The following is a 16,339-nucleotide window of genomic DNA, read 5'->3' on the forward strand; positions in this document are numbered from 1 at the left end:
GGCCTCGTGCTCCAAACGCACCTCGTCGACCGCATACACCTCACAGCCAGCGCCCAACAGGTCATTGACCTGGGCCTTCACCACGGCCATTCGCCGGGTGATGGCCTGCTCGTCGCGGTGCTTGTCGAACGGGTCCGGCAGCTTGAAACTCAACCCGCAGAACCGCAGAAGCAACTGTTACGAAGACTCTGACTCGTACCCCATATCGAACCAGATCTTCACCACGTCACGCAGGACAGGAACATCCCAGAACACTGCCCCAGACACGGCCAGCGAGACCTGCGGTCGTCCCGGGCACAGTGCTCAGGACACGCTGATCGGTGTGACCGGGGAGGTCATGCCCTTGCAGTTGGCCACCACCATCCGCGGTTCGCCGGTAATGACGACCATGCGGTACCGATCATGGATGCCGACCAGGTCAACGCTGACATCCACGTAGCCATCCTCAACCCGGAAGACCAGTTCGGCGTCGACAAGAGCCGGCCCGTAGCGACGCAGCAGTTCCCCCTCGACGGCCTGCTCGGCCCTCGTGTCGAGCCCCACAGCCCCGCGGTAGCGATCCCAGATCGGGTCGATTTCGCGTCCTGTCAGGAGCACCGGAAGATCATCCTCGACCAGGTGGCCCCACATGCGTCCGGACGGGAAATCGAGCGCGGTGGGCGCGAACCGGTGACCGCCGATGGCGCTGCACCGCCACACCCGTGTCGTCGTGTCCCCGCCCAGCATCTGCCGCGCAGCGCGGTGGAGCCGCACCCCGAGGCGCCCGCAACACGAGTCCACCTGTCCGTGCGCGCAGATGAGCAGCTCCCGTACACGACCGACCCGAAAACCGTCCTGGCCCAGTGGCCCGCCGGCGACAGCGCACATCTGGTCGAGGCCGTCCTCCTCTCCCAAGAAGAATTCCTGCCGCACCCACCGAATGCAGTGCCCCGCGTGTCGTTCCAGGATGATCGCTCTGGGATTCCCCGGAACCGAGTACTGCCGGTCCGGGGCCAGCGCAACGAACTTCGCCCGCACGCCGGCCGCCTCGGCGCCGGCGATGGCCCGGTTGAGGGCCCCGACCCGTTCCGGTGACCAGTCGGAGCGCATCCATGGCGGTGTCCTCATGTCATCCGGCCATGGGGCCTGAACCTCGACCAGGACGAACCGGTCATAGGGGGTAGCAGTGGCGATGAGTTGTTCACCGCTGGCCCGTGCGATGGTCGAGCAGGGTGCGTGCCTGTCACGCGCGCGCTCGTCGCGGGATCTCATGTCCGTCGCCGCGCCGGACATGACGTGCGGGCCGCTGCTCGTCTCATGCATCCGGGCGCTCCTTCGCTGATTGCCCGTCGCACCAGGCCGATTCTCGGCCCCGCAGTGAGCTGGCGACAGTCAGTCGCTCGGTGCCACCTGTTTCGTAGCTGATGATCCTGGTCGGAATGCCGTAGAGGCGGGTCAGGGACTCGTCGGTCATCACGAGCCTGGGCGCACCGAAGACCCCGCCATCCGAGCCGTCCATGAGCAGTACCTTGTCGGCCGCCTCGAGGGCGTGATCGGGCTGGTGGGTGATCATGATCGCTGCCCAGCCCTCGTCGCACAGTTCACGCACGATCGAGACCATGCGCGCCTGGTTCGCCAGATCGAGGCTGGCGCCGGGCTCGTCGAGCACGAGCAGCCCGGTCTGTCCGATGATCGCCCGGGCCACGAGCACGAGTTGCTGTTCGCCACCCGACAGGGTCGGGAAGTCGCGCTCGGCGAGGTGCGCGGCACCGACTCTCTCGAGTGCCTCGAGTGCGGCGGCCCTGTCACGGGCACCAGGCAGCCGCATCATGCCGAGCCTGCGGGCCCTGCCCATGAGCACCATGTCGAGCACGGAGTAGGCGAAGACCGGTGAGTGGTGCTGGGGTACGAAAGCGGGTTCGGCGCTGTGCCGGACGCTGCCCTCCGCCAGCCGGAGCCAGCCCATGAAGCAGCGGATCATCGTCGACTTGCCCCGGCCGTTCGACCCGAGAACGGCCATGAGCTCGTGCGCGTCCACCTGCCAGTTGACGTGCTGGAAGAGCCAGCCGGCGCCGGGAAAGGCGAAACCGGCGCCGAGCATCGCCGCCACTGGGGCACTCATGCCCATGCCCCTCTCGTCGAACTGCGCAGCGCCCAGACGAACACCGGCGCACCGATGATGGCGGTGAGCACGCCCAGCGGGATCTCAGCGGCCGCCATGCTCCGCGTGATCGTGTCGATGACCACGAGGTAGGCGGCCCCGATGAGCAGCGACTGGGGAATGACCTGGCGGTTGTCGCTGCCCACCAGGAAACGGGTCAGGTGGGGAACGACCAGTCCCACCCAGCCGATGACACCGCTGACGGAGACGGCGCCCGCGACGATGAGCGCCACGGCCACGAGCAGCAGCCAGCGGATGCGCTGCGGGTGGACGCCCAGGGCCGAGGCCTCCTCGTCACCCAGCGACAGGATGTTGATGCGCCACCTCAGCACCACGAGCACGACGCTGCCGATCGTGACGGGTACGGCGGCCATGAGCAGCTTCCCGGTGGTTGCCGCGGCCAGCGAGCCGAGCAGCCAGAAGACGATGGCCGGCATCTCGGTGTAGGGGTCGGCCACGTAGGTGAGCAGCGAGGTGATGGCACTGAAGAACGAGCCGACAACGAGACCGCCGAGCACGATCGTGACGATGCTGACGGTGCCGCGCACCCGGCTGATGGCGAAGACTGCGGCAAGGGCGCCGATACCGAAGACGCAGCACAGCCCGATCATGCTGAAGGGCCCCGTGCCGAGCATGATCGAGACCACACCACCGCAGGAGGCCGCCGACGAGACACCGAGCGCCTGTGGACTGACGATCGGGTTGCCGAAGATGGCCTGCAGCGCGGCACCGGCTGCCGCCAGGCCGGCCCCGACGAGCATCGACAGCAGCACGCGGGGCAGCCTGATGTTCATCACGGCGTTCTCCTGCATGGCGGTCCAGGTCTGCTGCACGGGCATCAGATGGGAGGCCAGGATACGCAGGACCTGCAGCGGGTCGACGACGTAGCGTCCGATCGACAGGGCCACGAGTCCCACCAGTACGAGGAGCAGCGGGGTGAGGCTCCTCGTCCACCGCCGGTGGCATTTAGCGGCCGAAGTCGGCATAGTTCGCGGAGTCCTTGTTGGCCTCTGTCTGCAGGATCTGGTCGAGCTGGGTGTCGTCGGGCCGCTTGTTGTAGAGGAACTCGTAGTCGTCGGCGATCATCTCGCGCAGTCCCGGTGCACTCTCGCCTCGTACGACTGCCGCCAGCCAGGTCCACATGAGCGAGGACTCCTGGCTGGGCGGGTCCCAGCGGTAGCCGCCCAGCGGCACCTTGTAGACCTGCCGGTTCTGCACGGCCTTCAGCTCGGCGAAGCGTAGGTCGTTGTACAGGTCCTCGGGCGTCATCTGGCCGAAGTTGCCGAGCAGGATGACGTCGGGGTCCCACGCGAGGATCTGTTCCGGGCTGACGGCGACCGAGGAGCCGTTGACCTTCTCGGCCGCGTCGCGGGCGCCGGCGAGTTCCGTGGTGAAGTGGTTGTAGGAGTTCGTGCCGTTGGCGTTGAAGGCGTCCTTGTCCCCGCGCAGGTACAGCACGCTGGGTTGTGTGCCGTCTGCGGTGGTGGCCGGTTCGCGCCTCTCGAGTTCTGCGCGCCGCTCGTGCATCGTGTCGACGATGCGCCGGGCCCGGTCCTGTTTGCCGAGCAGTTCGCCGTACAGCGCGGTGATGGCCTCGATGCGCTCCTGCGTCCCGTAGGTGATCTGGGCCACGGGGATGCCCGACTGGGTGAGCGGGTCGACGACGCCGGAGCCCTCGTCTCCCCACTGGATGACCAGGTCTGGGTCGGTCCGCATGATGCTCTCCATGTTGGGGGCGAAGTCCGTGCCGGCCACGTCCGAGGGCACGTCGAGCAGCTGCGGGTAGGCCTCGCCGAGGAAACCGTTCTCGATGGCGGTCATCGAGGCGGAGTTCATGCCCACCAGGTGATCGGCGGTGCCGTCGACGGCGACCAGCATGGAGGCGGCGGGCAGCGGGATCGTCACGACCCTCTGCGCGGTCTGGTCCAGGTGCACCCTGGCGCCGGTCAGATCGGTGACGTCGACACCTGCCTTGCCCGAGGAGGCGTCCTGTGGTGTTGAGGAGCTGCACGCGGTGACCAGCGATGTGCACAGGATGACGGCGGCCGCTGTGGCGCACAGCCGCCCGGGCCGGATGGAGGACCTCATCGTCCTTCCCCTCTCGTGTCACGCGGAGATGGAGGGGCGATGAGCACGGCACCGAGCCGTCCGGCCACCTCTTGCTCCGAAAAGTGGTTACGGGCGCACCGGGCAGGCGACCGGGCTTGGCACGAATGCCTTCACCGTTGCGGGACAGCGCCGGAATCTCACCGAACTTCGCTGACCGGTACGCGCTGGCTGGGCCAGCACCACGACCGTATCAGGAGGCAGCCGGTCCTCCACATCCAGGCAATGCGAACAAGCCATACCAGCGCGTAAGCCAGACGAAGCGATGCAGCCTGTCAGGTCGCTGGAACACGAGGAATGACGTTTTCGGCTTCAGCGGAAGCAGACGCACTGGGCTCCCTTCTGGGGATCCCATTGAATAAACTTCTTTCGCTCTGCTCTTCCCCACTTCCTCACGGCCGGACACCAGGCCCGGTCGGCCACCGCCGTTCCCAAGACACATCACGCAGCCGTCCTCTTGGCCTAACAGCGAACCGTCCCCGGCACCCGATGAGGCGCAACCGGAACGGTCCGGCACTTGGGCACTTATGATCCAGTCATGGCCAGTAGCGATATCCGCGCGGGCCGCCTGCGCGCATGGGAGCGAGTCACCGAGTGGCCACTGATCGCCGTCGCCATGATCTTCCTGGTGGCCTACGCCTGGGAGACCATCGCCGATCTGCACGGCACGCCGCGCATGATCACCGAGGTCACGATGGACGTCATCTGGGTGCTCTTCGTCGTGGACTACCTCGTCCGGCTCGTCCTCGCACCGGCCCGTGGCCGCTGGTTCCTCGAGCACCTGTTCGACTTCGCGGTCGTCGCCCTGCCCCTGCTGCGGCCACTGCGTCTGCTGCGCGTCGTGACGCTCGTCAGGGTGCTGCAGCGCAACGCTGGACTGGCCCTGCGCGGCCGCATCATGATCTACGCGGCGGGCGGGGCGACACTCATCACGTTCGCTGCCTCGCTGGCGGCGTTGGAGGCCGAGCGGCACGAGCCCGGCTCCTCGATCACGACGTTCCCCGACGCGCTGTGGTGGGCGCTCGTGACGATTACAACGGTCGGCTACGGCGATCTGGCCCCGGTCACCGCGATCGGACGCACGGTCGCGGCGCTGCTCATGATCGGCGGCATCGCGCTCATCGGCGTCATCACCGCGACGCTCGCATCGTGGATCGTCAGCACGATGGCGGTGGAGAGCGCCGAGGAGGAGGCGGCGACCCGGGTGCAGGTGGCCGACTTGCAGCGGCAGATCGCCGAGCTCACCGAGCAGATCGCGGCACTGTCCGGCACGACCGCAGAGCCGCCTGCCAGCGGGCGGGACACCCGGAGAGAGCAGGACGACGGGACAACCGTGTGAGGGGCCGTCCATTCGCAGAATCGCTCCTGTCCCCCGCCGCCGGTCAGACGATCGCGCGGCCCGACTGCCCAGACATTGTGCCCCGAGCGTGCGGCACCTCCTGGCATGTCCCGCACGCGTGAGGCCGCCGCGCAAGAAATCTACGCCAAGATCCCCGTCGCAGGCATGTCCCGCACGCGTGAGGCCGCCCCATCACCGTCGATCCGAACGCTTGACCAGACAAGGCACGGCCAGCATGCGTGAGGCTGCCCCGGGCAATACGAGTCCTCGACAGATTCGTTCCCGACAGGTTCCGGGAGCACGGCCTCCACACGAGTGACCGCCCGGCTCGTCAACCCGATCATTCTCGTCATGGGTCGGACGACACGGCGGGACACGATCTCTCCGCTCGGCATGCCGTGAGCGCGACCGGCAGTGAGGATGACTGCGGCAGCGACCGGCTCACTGCTCGGGACGCAGCGTGTAGCAGGCCACCGCCGCCGCGGCGGCCACGTTGAGCGAGTCGATGCCGCGGGCCATCGGGATCCGCACGGCGACGTCGGCCTGGCGTAGCCAGTGCGAGCTCAGCCCGCTGCCCTCGGTGCCCATGAGGAGGGCCAGCTTCCGGGGCTCGCCGGCCAACTCGGCGGCGAACGCGTCGAGCGTCACGGCGTCCTCGCGCAGGGCCATGGCGGCCACGGTGAAGCCGGCCTGTTTGAGAACGTCCAGGCCGCCCGCCCAGTCGTCCATGCGCGCCCAGGGCAGGAAGAAGACCGCACCCATGCTCGTCTTGATGGCCCTGCGGTAGAGCGGGTCGGCGGCCCGCGGGGCGAGCAGCACGCCGTCCCAGCCGAGCGCCGCGGCGCACCGGATGATCGCACCGACGTTCGTGTGGTCGACGATGTCCTCGGCCACGACGAGCCGCTGAGCGCCCAGCAGGTCCGTCATGTTCCGGCCGGTGGTGCGCCGCATCGAGGCGAGCGCGCCGCGGTGCACGTGGAAACCGGTGACCTGTTCGGCCAGCACCTCGTCCACCACGTAGACGGGCACGTCGAAGCGGTCGAGGATCTCGCGCAGCCCGTCGATCCAGCGCTCGGCCAGCAGGAAGGAGCGCGGCTCGTAGCCGGCCTCGCAGGCCCGCCGGATCACCTTCTCGCCCTCGGCGATGAACAATCCGTGGGCGGCTTCGAGCGATCTGCGCAGTGAGACGTCGCGCAGCCGCACGTAGTCGCCGAGGCGTTCGTCGGCGGGATCGGTGACCGGTACGAGGATTGCCACGGCGCAAGGTTAGTGCCCGGGCGCTCCCGGCGCCCTGCACGGGCCCGGAACACCGGCCTGCCGATGGCTCGCCGCACCCGAAGACGCGGCGCCCTGCACGGGCCCGAATCGTTCCCGCTCGCCAGCAGACCCAACGCCGGTGGCGAGCCGGGGCCCGCGCCGACCGGGGTGTTCTCGCGGTCGCCACGGCCTGCCCGCGCACGGCGAGTGGTGTCCTGCGCAGATCGGGGTGCTCACCTCACCCACCGACCACCAGAGCCGTCACTGGATGGGCCGCCGGGCTGGCCCCGTGCTCACCCCACCCACCCGGCCGCCAGCCATGCGTCAGACGAAGCCGGACCATGGGGGGTGCCGCTCACGGCCGGTGCCGCGACGTGGGCACCGTCGCCGGGCGGGCCGCTCGATCCTAGACTGGCCGGGTGACAACGCCGCAGACCCCCTCTCACGAGCGCAGACCCTGGTACCGGCGGATCCGCATCGACTGGTTCGTGACCGCCATCGTCGTCTCGGTCATCGTCGCCACCCTGCTGCCGGCGACCGGCGAGGCCAATCACGTGCTCGACTGGGGCGTCAAGGTCCTCATCTTCATCCTGTTCTACCTGTACGGGGTGCGGCTGGCCCCGCGCGAGGCGCTGGCCGGCCTGACCCACTGGCGCCTGCACGTGACGATCCTGGTCTTCACCTACGTCCTTTTCCCGCTCCTCGCGCTGGGGCTGCGCCCGCTGTCGGGGCACTACCTGAGCCCCGAGCTCTACCTGGGTGTGCTGTGGCTGTCGATCCTGCCGTCCACGGTGCAGAGCTCCATCAACTTCACCTCGATCGCCGGGGGCAACGTGGCCGGGGCGATCGTCTCGGCCTCACTGTCGAACCTGCTGGGGGTCTTCTTCACCCCCCTGCTGGCCATGGTCGTCATGAGCACCGGCGGCCTGGTCATCGAGCCCAGCTCCATCCTCGACCTGGTCGTGCAGCTGCTGCTGCCGTTCGTCCTTGGTCAGCTCACCAGACGCTGGACGGCCGGCTTCGTCACGTCCCATCCTCGGCTGAAGCTCGTCGACCAGTTCAGCATCGTCTGCGTCGTCTACAGCGCCTTCAGCGACGGCATCAACGAGGGCGTGTGGCACACGGTCGGCCTGTTCGACATCGTCCGGCTCCTGCCGGTGCTGTTCGTCGTGCTGGCGCTCATGCTGGTCCTCACCTGGTGGCTGCCCGGCCGGCTCGGCTTCGGACGCCGCGACCAGATCGCCATCCAGTTCTGCGGCACGAAGAAGTCACTGGCCACCGGAGCCCCGATGGCCTCGGTGCTGTTCAGCGCAGCCCAGGTGCCGCTGCTCGTCCTGCCGCTGATGATCTTCCACATGGCGCAGCTGATCGCCTGCGGCGTCATCGCAGGACGCTACCGCACCAAGCCCCGGGCCTGGCACGAGCGGGGCGGGCGGCTGAGCGTCGCCGAGGAATCCCCGGCCTGAACCGGAAGCGCGCTCGTCCGGCTGCGCCCATCCGGCCGGTTCTGCTGGTGATCCTGCGGTTCTCGTGGTGGGCGCGTAAAGCGCAGGGCGAGCACTCGTCGGCTGGCCCTGCGGTTTTCGTGCAAAGACACACAAGAAATGCAGGACGAGCCCGAAACGCAGGAGCAGATAGCGCAGGGCCAAGAGGCCGGGTCAGCGTAGCCGATGGGCGAACCTGCGGTTTTTGTGCAAAGACACGCAAGTACCGCAGGACGAACCCGAAGCGCAGGCTGAGCTCTCGTCAGAGACGCAGACAGCGGAGGCGACGGAGAGACGCAGACGGCGGAGGCGACGGAGGTGGCCTCAGGCTGCCTTGGCGGTCCAGCGCCCGTCGGCGGCCTGCTCGACGTGCAGCGGCATGCCGTAGACGGCTGACATGTTCTCGTCCGTGAGCACCTCGCCGGCCGGACCGGAGGCCGCGACCCTGCCGTCGGACAGCAGCAGGGCGTGGGTGATGCCGGCGGGGATCTCCTCGACGTGGTGGGTGACGAGGACCGTCGTCGGCGCGTAGGGGCTCGCGCACAGCTGGTTGAGCGTGGACACCAGCCGCTCGCGGCCACCGAGGTCGAGGCCGGCACCCGGCTCGTCGAGCAGCAGCAGCTCCGGGTCGGTCATCATGGCCCGGGCGATCTCGACGCGTTTGCGTTCGCCCTCGCTGAGGGTGCCGTAGGTGCGTTCGGCCAAGTGCGCCACGCCGAAGTAGTCCATGAGCCGCCCGGCGCGGTCGAAGTCCATCTCGTCGTAGTGCTCGTGCCAGCGCCCGTTGATGGCGTAGCTGGCCGAGACGACGACGTCGCGCACCTTCTCGCGGTAGGGGATCCGGTGGGCGATCGAGGCGCTCGTCAGGCCGATGCGGGGCCGCAGCTCGAAGACGTTGACCGCGCCGAGCACCTCGCCGAGGATCCCCACGACCCCCTTGGTCGGGTAGAGCTGGGTCGCCAGGATCGACAGCAGCGTGGTCTTGCCCGCCCCGTTCGGGCCGACCATGACCCAGCGCTGGCCCTCGTCGATGCTCAGGTTCACGTCGTCGAGCAGCAGCTTCTCACCACGCCGGACACTGACCCCTGCAAGCTCTGCCACCGAAACCATGGTTAGACCATACAATCTGGCCCGGCGCAGCGCCGGGCTAATCGGCCGAGGATTCCCGCCGTTCGCCTGCGACGCAACCGCTTAGCCGGAGCCGGGACCACCGTTAGCCTTGTCGCCGTGCCTGACCCCGTCATCGAGTGCCTGCGGCTGGTGAGCCTGCTCAACACCATGGGTGTCGGCGCTCTCGATGCGCCCCTCGCCGAGCATGCGCTGCGCACGGGCGAGGCCGGCGAGACCGACCGCCCCCATCATGTCGCCGATCCCGAGTCAGTCCTGGGCCTGGATGCCGGCGGCGCCGTCCCCGTCCGCCTCGCCCTGGCCCGGATCGCCGACCGGATGCGCGGCGCACTGTGGATGCTCGTGCTGGCCCGCCCGGGGAATCTCGGCGGGTTGCGCGGCCCGGCCGCGGTGAACGAGCAGGCCCTGGCGTGCGGTGCCGCGGTCGTCAACCATGACGGCGGGGTGACCTGGTTCCCCCACCCGATCGGACCGGCCATGCAGTGGCAGCTGGCCCGCGCCGAGCGCCCGCTACCCCCGCCCACCCCGGGCGAGGCGGCGACGGCACTCAACGAGCAGATCCTCGAGTCGGCCCGCGAACTGGCCGCGCTCGACGCGACGGCCGGCCAACGGCCCGCGGACGCCGCCTCGGTCGTCCTCGGACGGGCCTACCCGGCCCGCAACCAGCAACTGCTCGACAAGGCGATGCTCTGGCGCGAGGCCTGCGCGGCCGGCTTGGACGCCGGCGACGCGCTGCTGCACTCGCACGCCCAGCTGACCCGTTCCACGCACCTGCGCCGCCTCGACGCCGTGTGCTGCGAGGCGATCAGCGCGGCCGCCAGCTGGCCCGACATGAGCCCGGCCCGCACCTGAAACGACCGTCCTGCCCTGCCGCCGGTGTTCGCCCTCTCGGGCCAGGACATGATGGGGCGGGAGGCCCGCCCCATCGGGCCGGACCTCCCGCCGCAATGTTCCCGGGGCTCAGGCGCCGGTCGAGAACAGGCCGCCGTCGACGTGGATGACCTCACCGGTGGTCGCGGCGAACAGGTCGCTGAACAGGGCGCAGATCACGGTGCCCACCGGGGTGGCGTCCTTGGCGTCCCAGCCGAGCGGGGCGCGCTCGTCCCAGACGTCGTTGAGCGAGGCCGAACCGGGGATGGCCTTCTTCGCCAGCGAGTCGATCGGGCCGGCCGAGACCAGGTTGGCGCGGATGCCGTCCGGCCCGAGGTAGCGGGCCAGGTAGCGGTTCGCTGACTCCAGGCCGGCCTTGGCGACACCCATCCAGTCGTAGGACGGCCAGCTGATCGTGGCGTCGAAGGTGAGACCGACGACCGAGGAGCCCGGCCCCATCATGTCCTTGAGGGCCACGGCGAGAGCGGGGTACGAGTAGGTCGAGGTGTGCAGGGCGGTGGCCACGTCGTCCCAGTCGGTGGACAGGAAGTTCCCGCCCAGGGCGGTCTTCGGGTTGGCGAAGGCGATGGAGTGCAGCACGCCGTCGACGTGGTCGAAGCCGTTCTCGGCCAGCGCGCCGGGCAGGGCGGCAAGGCTCTCGGCGCTGGTGGCGTCCAGCTCGATGACCGGCGGGGCCGGGTCGAGCTTGGCGCAGACGCGCCTGCACAGGCTGAGTGCCCGGCCGAAGCCGGTGACGATGATGTCGGCGCCCTCGCGCTGGGCGACCTCGGCCGCCTTGTAGGCGATGGAGGTGTCCATCGTGATGCCCGTGACGAGGATCTTCTTGCCCTCGAGAATGCCCATGTGACCTGATCCTTTCGTTCCGGTTGAGATTAACGCCCCATGCCGATGCCGCCGTCGACGGGCAGCACGACGCCAGTGATGTAGCCGGCCTCGTCGGAGCACAGGAACCGCACCGCGGCGGCGATGTCCCCGACCTCGGCCGCCCGGCGCAGCGGGATGCGTTTGAGGTAGTCGGCCTTGACGTCGTCGGACAGCTCGTCGGTCATGTCGGTGCGGACGAAGCCGGGTGCCACGACGTTGCAGGTGATGTTGCGGCTGCCGAGCTCACCGGCGACCGAGCGGGCCATGCCGATGAGGCCGGCCTTGCTGGCCGCATAGTTCACCTGCCCCGGCGTGCCGACGTAGGCGGACACGGAACTGATGAGCACGATGCGACCGAAACGTGCGCGCGTCATGGGACGCACGGCACGGCGCACGGTGCGGAAGGTGCCGGACAGGTTGGTGCCGATGACTTCCTGCCAGGCATCGTCCTTCATCATGGCCAAGAGGCCGTCGCGGGTGATGCCGGCGTTGGCGACGAGGACCTCGACCGGGCCGAGTTCGGCCTCGATCTGCTGGTAGGCGGCATCGACCTGGGCCTGGTCGTTGATGTCGCAGGCGATGCCCAGCACGCCCTCGGGGGCCGTGCCGGTGCGGCTCGTCCCCGCGACGCGGTAGCCCGCCTCGACGAGATGGGAGGCAATGGCTGCGCCAATGCCGCGGCTGGTTCCGGTGACGAGGGCTACGCGCCCGTTCTGCTCAGTGCTCACCAGGCCACGCTACCGGTTCGCGCCCCCGCGCGTGGCGATGGACACAGTACGGCAGGATGAAGCCATGGATCTCGGACTGGACAACAGAGTGTTCATCATCACGGCGGCGAGCAGCGGCCTGGGCCTGGCCAGCGCCCGGGCGCTGGCCGCCGAGGGGGCTCGCACGGTGCTCGTGGCGCGACGTCAGGAGGCCCTCGACGAGGCGGTCGCCGAACTCGGCGCCGATGCGGCCACGTCCCTGGCAGCGGACCTGTCCCTGCCCGGCACGGCCCAGCAGGCCGTCGACCTGGCGCTGGCCACCTGGGGCCGACTCGATGGCGCGATGGTCTCGGTGGGCGGCCCGCCGAAGGGCACCGTCACCGGCACCACCGACGAGCAGTGGCTCGGCGCCTTCGACTCGGTCTTCCTGGCGGCCGTCCGCACCGCGCGCGCCGTGCTGGGCGCGAACCAGGCCGCCCGCCTCGGCTTCGTCCTGTCGATCTCGGCGAAGATGCCCCTGGCCGACATGGCCCCGAGCAATGGCCTGCGCCCCGGCCTGGCGATGCTCGTCAAGCAGCTGGGCGACGAGATCGCCCGGGACGGCGGTCGCACCTTCGGTCTGCTGCCCGGCAACATCGCGACGCAGCGCATGGTCGACCTGCTCGGCCACGAGCCGACCGCCGAGGACGCCCGCCGCGCCGGCATCCCGATGGAGCGGCTGGGCACGCCCGAGGAGTTCGGCGCCGTGGCGGCCTTCATGCTCTCGGACGCGGCGAGCTATCTGACCGGATGCCTCCTGCCCGTCGACGGCGGGATGCTCCGCGGTCTGTGAGCGGGCAGGACAACGTCCCGGTCGCGCAGCGTCTGGAGGCCCTGAGACTGGCCAGTGCACTGCTGGCCTGCCCGGTGTGCGCCCGCCGGGGCACGCCGGATGTGCCGCTGGCCCTGTCCGGGCGGACGCTGCGCTGCACGGGCGGGCACGTCTTCGACGTCGCGCGGCAGGGGTACGTGAACCTGGCGGGTGCGGCCCAGCCCCGCAACGCGGACACCGCGCAGATGCTCGCGGCCCGTGACCGTTTCCTGGGCTCAGGCGTCCACGAGCCGTTGCGCGCCGCGATCGTCGAGGCCTGCGGGGCGACGCCGTCGAGTCTCGTCGAGGCCGGGGCCGGCACCGGCTGGTACCTGGCAGGCGCCGTAGCCGCCTTCCCGCGGGCGACGGCGCTGGCCCTGGACGTCTCGGTGCCGGCGCTGCGTCGGTCCGCCGCCCGTGGGCTGGCATCGGTCGTTGCCGACAGCTGGGTCGGTCTGCCACTGCGTTCCGGCAGCGTCGACGCATTGCTGTGCGTCTTCGCCCCGCGCAACGCGGGGGAGTTCGCCCGTGTCCTGTCCCCGGTCGGGCGGCTGGTGGTCGCCGCCCCGACGACTGCCCACCTGGCCGGCCTGCGGACGCGGCTGGGGCTGCTCGACGTCGCCGGCGACAAGGCCGAGCGACTCACCGGGCAGATGTGCGAGGCGGGTCTCGTGCCGGCCGGCCGGCGACTCGTCGAGTTCGACGCCCTGTGCACGCCGGAGCAGCTGAGGGATCTGGTGGCCATGGGCCCGAACGCCTTCCACGAGCACCCCGAGCCGGGCGGACCAGGTGTCATCACCGTGAGTGTTCTCGTGAGCGTCTTCACGCGAACGACCAGGACCAGCCCGTGAGCGTCTTCACGCGAACGACCCGACGAGCCGGTGGGCGTCGGCCGCGACCGGAGCGGGGAGCTCGCGACCGGCTTAACACTGGGACGATGCCCTCCGGCAAGGGACGATACTGTCCGCGATTGTCACGATCGTGTCGGTGAGGAGCACATATCCGTTTCGCGCATGGTCGTCGGCAGCCGGAGGCCCTACGATCCGGGTTGAGAACGGAGATCACCATGACGACCCTGACCGTGGTCAGCGCCGGCATGCGCGCACCGTCGACGACGCGGATGCTGGCCGATGAGCTGACCGAGGCGGTGTGCACACGGCTTCCCGAGCCGCTCACCGTGACGAGCATCGAGGTGCGCGACTACGCACAGGCCATCACCGATGCCCTGCTGGGTGGTTTCACGCACCCGAACCTGGCGGAGGTGATCGCCTCGGTCAAGGACGCCGACGCTCTCATCGTCGTCTCCCCCACCTTCCAGGGGTCCTACTCCGGGCTGTTCAAGTCGTTCATCGACCTGCTGCCGCCGACCGACCTGGTGCACAAGCCGGTGCTGCTGGGCGCCACCGGGAGCTCAGAGCGTCACTCGCTCGTCATCGAGCACGCCATGCGCCCGTTGTTCAGCTATCTGCGCACCATGACGACCCCGACCGGCGTCTACATGACGACCAGTGCGCTGAGCCGGGGAAACGAGAACGTGCGCGCCCACATCGATCGTGCGGCCGACGAGCTCGCTGCCTTCGTCCGGCTCAACGCCACGACCCGCAATCCCCTGCCGGCCGCCGTCACCGACGACCCGACCGCCATGGCCATCGAGATGGACCAGGCGCAGGCAGAGCTCCAGCTGAACCGCGACGAGCCGGTCGGCGGCGCCTTCGACGAGGTGGTGCGCACGCTCGGGTGGCCCTGATCCCGGGCGGGTACACGACGGCTCGGCAGCGGATGGCCGCGATGGAACGCGACGGCCGCTCAGGCCAGGGAGACGAGCTCCGCGTAGTCCTCGTTCCACAGGTCCTCGTCGCCGTCCGGCAGCAACAGGACCCGGTCGGGTTCGAGGGCCTGGACGGCGCCCTCGTCGTGCGTGACGAGGACCGTCGCGCCCTTGTAGGCACGGATCGCGCCCAGCACCTGTTCCCGGCTCGCCGGGTCGAGGTTGTTCGTCGGCTCGTCGAGCAGCAGCACATTGGCCGCGCTGACGACGAGCGTGGCCAGTGCCAGCCGGGTCTTCTCGCCGCCGGACAGCACGCGTGCCGGTTTGTGGTCGTCATCGCCGGTGAACAGGAAGGCGCCGAGCACCTTGCGGGCGTCGGTCTCGTTGAGCTGGGGGGCGGCGAGCTGCATGTTCTCGAGGACCGTGGCGTCCATGTCGAGCATGTCGTGTTCCTGGGCGAAGTAGCCGAGCTTGAGGCCGTGACCGGGCAGCACCTCACCGGTGTCCGGCTCCTCGATGCCGTACAGCAGCCGCAGCAGGGTCGTCTTGCCGGCGCCGTTGAGCCCCAGTACCACGACCTTGGAGCCCTTGTCGACGGCCAGGTCGACGTCGGTGAAGACCTCCAGCGAACCGTATGCCTTCGACAGGCCCTCGGCCATGAGCGGGGTCCGGCCGCACGGGGCCGGGTCGGGGAAGCCGATCGCGGCGACCCTGTCCCGGGTGCGTTCGGCCTCGGTACTGGCCAGCAGCCTCTCGGCGCGGCGGGCCATGTTCTGGGCAGCCGTCGCCTTGGTCGCCTTGGCGTGCAGTTTCTCGGACTGGGCCAGCAGCTGGGCGGCCTTGCGTTCCGCGTTGAGCCGCTCACGGCGGCGGCGTTTCTCGTCGGCCTGGCGCTGGGCCAGGTAGAGCTTCCAGCCCATCGAGTAGACGTCGAGGGTGGACCGGTTCGCGTCCAGGTGGAAGACCTTGGTGACGGTCTCGTCCAGCAGCTCGGTGGAGTGACTGATCATCATGACGCCACCGGCGTAGGACTTCAGGAAGTCACGGAGCCAGGTGATCGAGTCGGCGTCGAGATGGTTCGTCGGTTCGTCCAGCAGCAGGGTGTCGGCATTGCTGAACAGGATGCGGGCCAACTCGACACGGCGACGCTGGCCGCCCGACAGCTCGTGCAGTGGCTGCGCCAGCACCCGGTCCGGCAGGCCGAGGTTCGCTGCGATACGGGCGGCCTCGGCCTCGGCGCCGTAACCGCCGGCGGCGATGAAGGCGGACTCGGCACGGTCGTAGGCGGCGATGATCTTCTCACGGTCGGCGCCGCGGGCCCGGGAGATGTCGTCGGTGGCCTGGTTCATCCTGGCCAGGAGGGACTCGATGTTGCGGGCCGAGACGATGCGTGAACGAGCCGTGACCGAAAGATCCGACTCCCGGGGGTCCTGGGGCAGGTAGCCGACCCGCCCGGAACGTTTGACCGTGCCGCCCGAGGGGAGACCCTCGCCGGCCAGGATCCGCATCGTCGTCGTCTTGCCGGCGCCGTTGCGGCCGACGACACCGATGGTGTCGCCCTTGGCCACCCGGAAGCTCACCGGCGCGAGCAGCAGGCGGGCGCCGACACGCACCTCCAGGTCATTGGCTTGTATCACGGCGCTCCTGCACTCCTCGACGACGGACCGCCGCCCATTCTCCCGCGCCGGCGGGTACCGGGCAAAGGCTCTCCTTCTGAGCGGATGACGGCAAAGTAATTGAAAATGATAATATCGACTTGTCCGGAGGGTCCTCTCGTCGCACAATGAAAATACCTGCGTGTCGCG

At 69.4% G+C, this 16,339-nt stretch carries 15 protein-coding genes; 6 read left to right on the forward strand and 9 right to left on the reverse strand.

Annotation, left to right across the window (positions count from 1 at the left end):
• Positions 1–303: 303 nt before the first annotated feature.
• The 4 genes from D9T14_RS00835 to D9T14_RS00850 are packed head-to-tail and all read right to left on the reverse strand — an operon-like array spanning position 304 to position 4,228.
• Positions 304–1,302, reverse strand: a complete 999-nt coding sequence (locus D9T14_RS00835; protein ID WP_119161125.1) for a sucrase ferredoxin — start codon at positions 1,300–1,302, stop codon at positions 304–306.
• On the reverse strand, positions 1,295–2,101 hold the full coding sequence (locus D9T14_RS00840) for an ABC transporter ATP-binding protein (protein WP_170175734.1): 807 nt from the start codon (positions 2,099–2,101) through the stop codon (positions 1,295–1,297). Before D9T14_RS00840 ends, D9T14_RS00835 begins: the two co-directional genes overlap by 8 nt.
• On the reverse strand, positions 2,098–3,126 hold the full coding sequence (locus D9T14_RS00845; RefSeq protein ID WP_119161123.1) for a FecCD family ABC transporter permease: 1,029 nt from the start codon (positions 3,124–3,126) through the stop codon (positions 2,098–2,100). Before D9T14_RS00845 ends, D9T14_RS00840 begins: the two co-directional genes overlap by 4 nt.
• Complete coding sequence (locus tag D9T14_RS00850) at positions 3,107–4,228, reverse strand: ABC transporter substrate-binding protein (RefSeq protein WP_119161122.1); 1,122 nt, start codon at positions 4,226–4,228, stop codon at positions 3,107–3,109. The genes D9T14_RS00845 and D9T14_RS00850 overlap by 20 nt, the downstream gene beginning before the upstream one ends.
• Positions 4,229–4,784: 556 nt before the next feature.
• Here D9T14_RS00850 and D9T14_RS00855 point away from each other — a divergent pair.
• Positions 4,785–5,585: a potassium channel family protein gene (locus D9T14_RS00855; protein WP_119161121.1), complete on the forward strand. Its 801-nt coding sequence runs from the start codon at positions 4,785–4,787 to the stop codon at positions 5,583–5,585.
• 441 nt (positions 5,586–6,026) lie between these two features.
• Here D9T14_RS00855 and D9T14_RS00860 read toward each other — a convergent pair whose 3' ends face one another.
• Positions 6,027–6,842, reverse strand: coding sequence for a TrmH family RNA methyltransferase (locus D9T14_RS00860; protein ID WP_119161120.1), 816 nt, complete (start codon positions 6,840–6,842; stop codon positions 6,027–6,029).
• A gap of 419 nt (positions 6,843–7,261) precedes the next feature.
• Between D9T14_RS00860 and D9T14_RS00865 the strand changes: the two genes are divergently transcribed.
• Complete coding sequence (locus tag D9T14_RS00865; RefSeq protein ID WP_119161119.1) at positions 7,262–8,308, forward strand: bile acid:sodium symporter family protein; 1,047 nt, start codon at positions 7,262–7,264, stop codon at positions 8,306–8,308.
• Between the two features lie 342 nt (positions 8,309–8,650).
• Here D9T14_RS00865 and D9T14_RS00870 read toward each other — a convergent pair whose 3' ends face one another.
• Positions 8,651–9,436 carry an ABC transporter ATP-binding protein gene (locus D9T14_RS00870; RefSeq protein WP_119161118.1) on the reverse strand — a complete coding sequence of 262 codons (786 nt, stop codon included), beginning with the start codon at positions 9,434–9,436 and terminating at the stop codon, positions 8,651–8,653.
• A gap of 117 nt (positions 9,437–9,553) precedes the next feature.
• Between D9T14_RS00870 and D9T14_RS00875 the strand changes: the two genes are divergently transcribed.
• Positions 9,554–10,306: an Rv1486c family protein gene (locus tag D9T14_RS00875; protein ID WP_119161117.1), complete on the forward strand. Its 753-nt coding sequence runs from the start codon at positions 9,554–9,556 to the stop codon at positions 10,304–10,306.
• Between the two features lie 108 nt (positions 10,307–10,414).
• Here D9T14_RS00875 and fabI read toward each other — a convergent pair whose 3' ends face one another.
• The gene (gene fabI, locus D9T14_RS00880) at positions 10,415–11,188 is read right to left on the reverse strand and encodes an enoyl-ACP reductase FabI (protein ID WP_119161116.1); all 774 of its coding nucleotides are present in this window, start codon (positions 11,186–11,188) and stop codon (positions 10,415–10,417) included.
• A gap of 29 nt (positions 11,189–11,217) precedes the next feature.
• A complete protein-coding gene (gene fabG, locus D9T14_RS00885; RefSeq protein WP_119161115.1) occupies positions 11,218–11,937 on the reverse strand; it encodes a 3-oxoacyl-ACP reductase FabG in 720 nt (239 codons plus the stop codon).
• Positions 11,938–12,001: 64 nt separating this feature from the next.
• On the opposite strand from fabG, the gene D9T14_RS00890 reads away from it, so the two are divergent.
• From D9T14_RS00890 to D9T14_RS00900, 3 genes are all read left to right on the forward strand, one after another.
• Positions 12,002–12,748 (forward strand): SDR family oxidoreductase, encoded by a 747-nt coding sequence (locus D9T14_RS00890; RefSeq protein WP_119161114.1) that lies wholly within the window; start codon positions 12,002–12,004, stop codon positions 12,746–12,748.
• On the forward strand, positions 12,745–13,617 hold the full coding sequence (locus D9T14_RS00895; protein ID WP_119161113.1) for a putative RNA methyltransferase: 873 nt from the start codon (positions 12,745–12,747) through the stop codon (positions 13,615–13,617). The genes D9T14_RS00890 and D9T14_RS00895 overlap by 4 nt, the downstream gene beginning before the upstream one ends.
• 215 nt (positions 13,618–13,832) lie before the next feature.
• Positions 13,833–14,513 carry a CE1759 family FMN reductase gene (locus D9T14_RS00900; protein WP_119161112.1) on the forward strand — a complete coding sequence of 227 codons (681 nt, stop codon included), beginning with the start codon at positions 13,833–13,835 and terminating at the stop codon, positions 14,511–14,513.
• A gap of 59 nt (positions 14,514–14,572) precedes the next feature.
• On the opposite strand, the gene D9T14_RS00905 is transcribed toward D9T14_RS00900, so the two are convergent.
• Entirely contained in the window at positions 14,573–16,171 is a 1,599-nt protein-coding gene (locus D9T14_RS00905) for an ABC-F family ATP-binding cassette domain-containing protein (protein WP_119161111.1), read from the reverse strand.
• Positions 16,172–16,339 lie beyond the last annotated feature (168 nt).

The sequence above is a fragment of the Propionibacterium australiense genome (genome assembly GCF_003666605.1).
GTDB classification, from domain to species: Bacteria; Actinomycetota; Actinomycetes; order Propionibacteriales; family Propionibacteriaceae; genus Propionibacterium; species Propionibacterium australiense.

Excerpts from the sequence above, each read along its gene's own strand:
- fabI (WP_119161116.1), bottom strand. The coding sequence starts at position 11,188 with ATGGGCATTCTCGAGGGCAAGAAGATCCTCGTCACGGGCATCACGATG.
- D9T14_RS00890 (WP_119161114.1), top strand. The coding sequence starts at position 12,002 with ATGGATCTCGGACTGGACAACAGAGTGTTCATCATCACGGCGGCGAGC.
- D9T14_RS00835 (WP_119161125.1), bottom strand. The coding sequence starts at position 1,302 with ATGCATGAGACGAGCAGCGGCCCGCACGTCATGTCCGGCGCGGCGACG.
- D9T14_RS00840 (WP_170175734.1), bottom strand. The coding sequence starts at position 2,101 with ATGAGTGCCCCAGTGGCGGCGATGCTCGGCGCCGGTTTCGCCTTTCCC.
- D9T14_RS00900 (WP_119161112.1), top strand. The coding sequence starts at position 13,833 with ATGACGACCCTGACCGTGGTCAGCGCCGGCATGCGCGCACCGTCGACG.
- D9T14_RS00850 (WP_119161122.1), bottom strand. The coding sequence starts at position 4,228 with ATGAGGTCCTCCATCCGGCCCGGGCGGCTGTGCGCCACAGCGGCCGCC.
- D9T14_RS00855 (WP_119161121.1), top strand. The coding sequence starts at position 4,785 with ATGGCCAGTAGCGATATCCGCGCGGGCCGCCTGCGCGCATGGGAGCGA.
- D9T14_RS00870 (WP_119161118.1), bottom strand. The coding sequence starts at position 9,436 with ATGGTTTCGGTGGCAGAGCTTGCAGGGGTCAGTGTCCGGCGTGGTGAG.
- D9T14_RS00845 (WP_119161123.1), bottom strand. The coding sequence starts at position 3,126 with ATGCCGACTTCGGCCGCTAAATGCCACCGGCGGTGGACGAGGAGCCTC.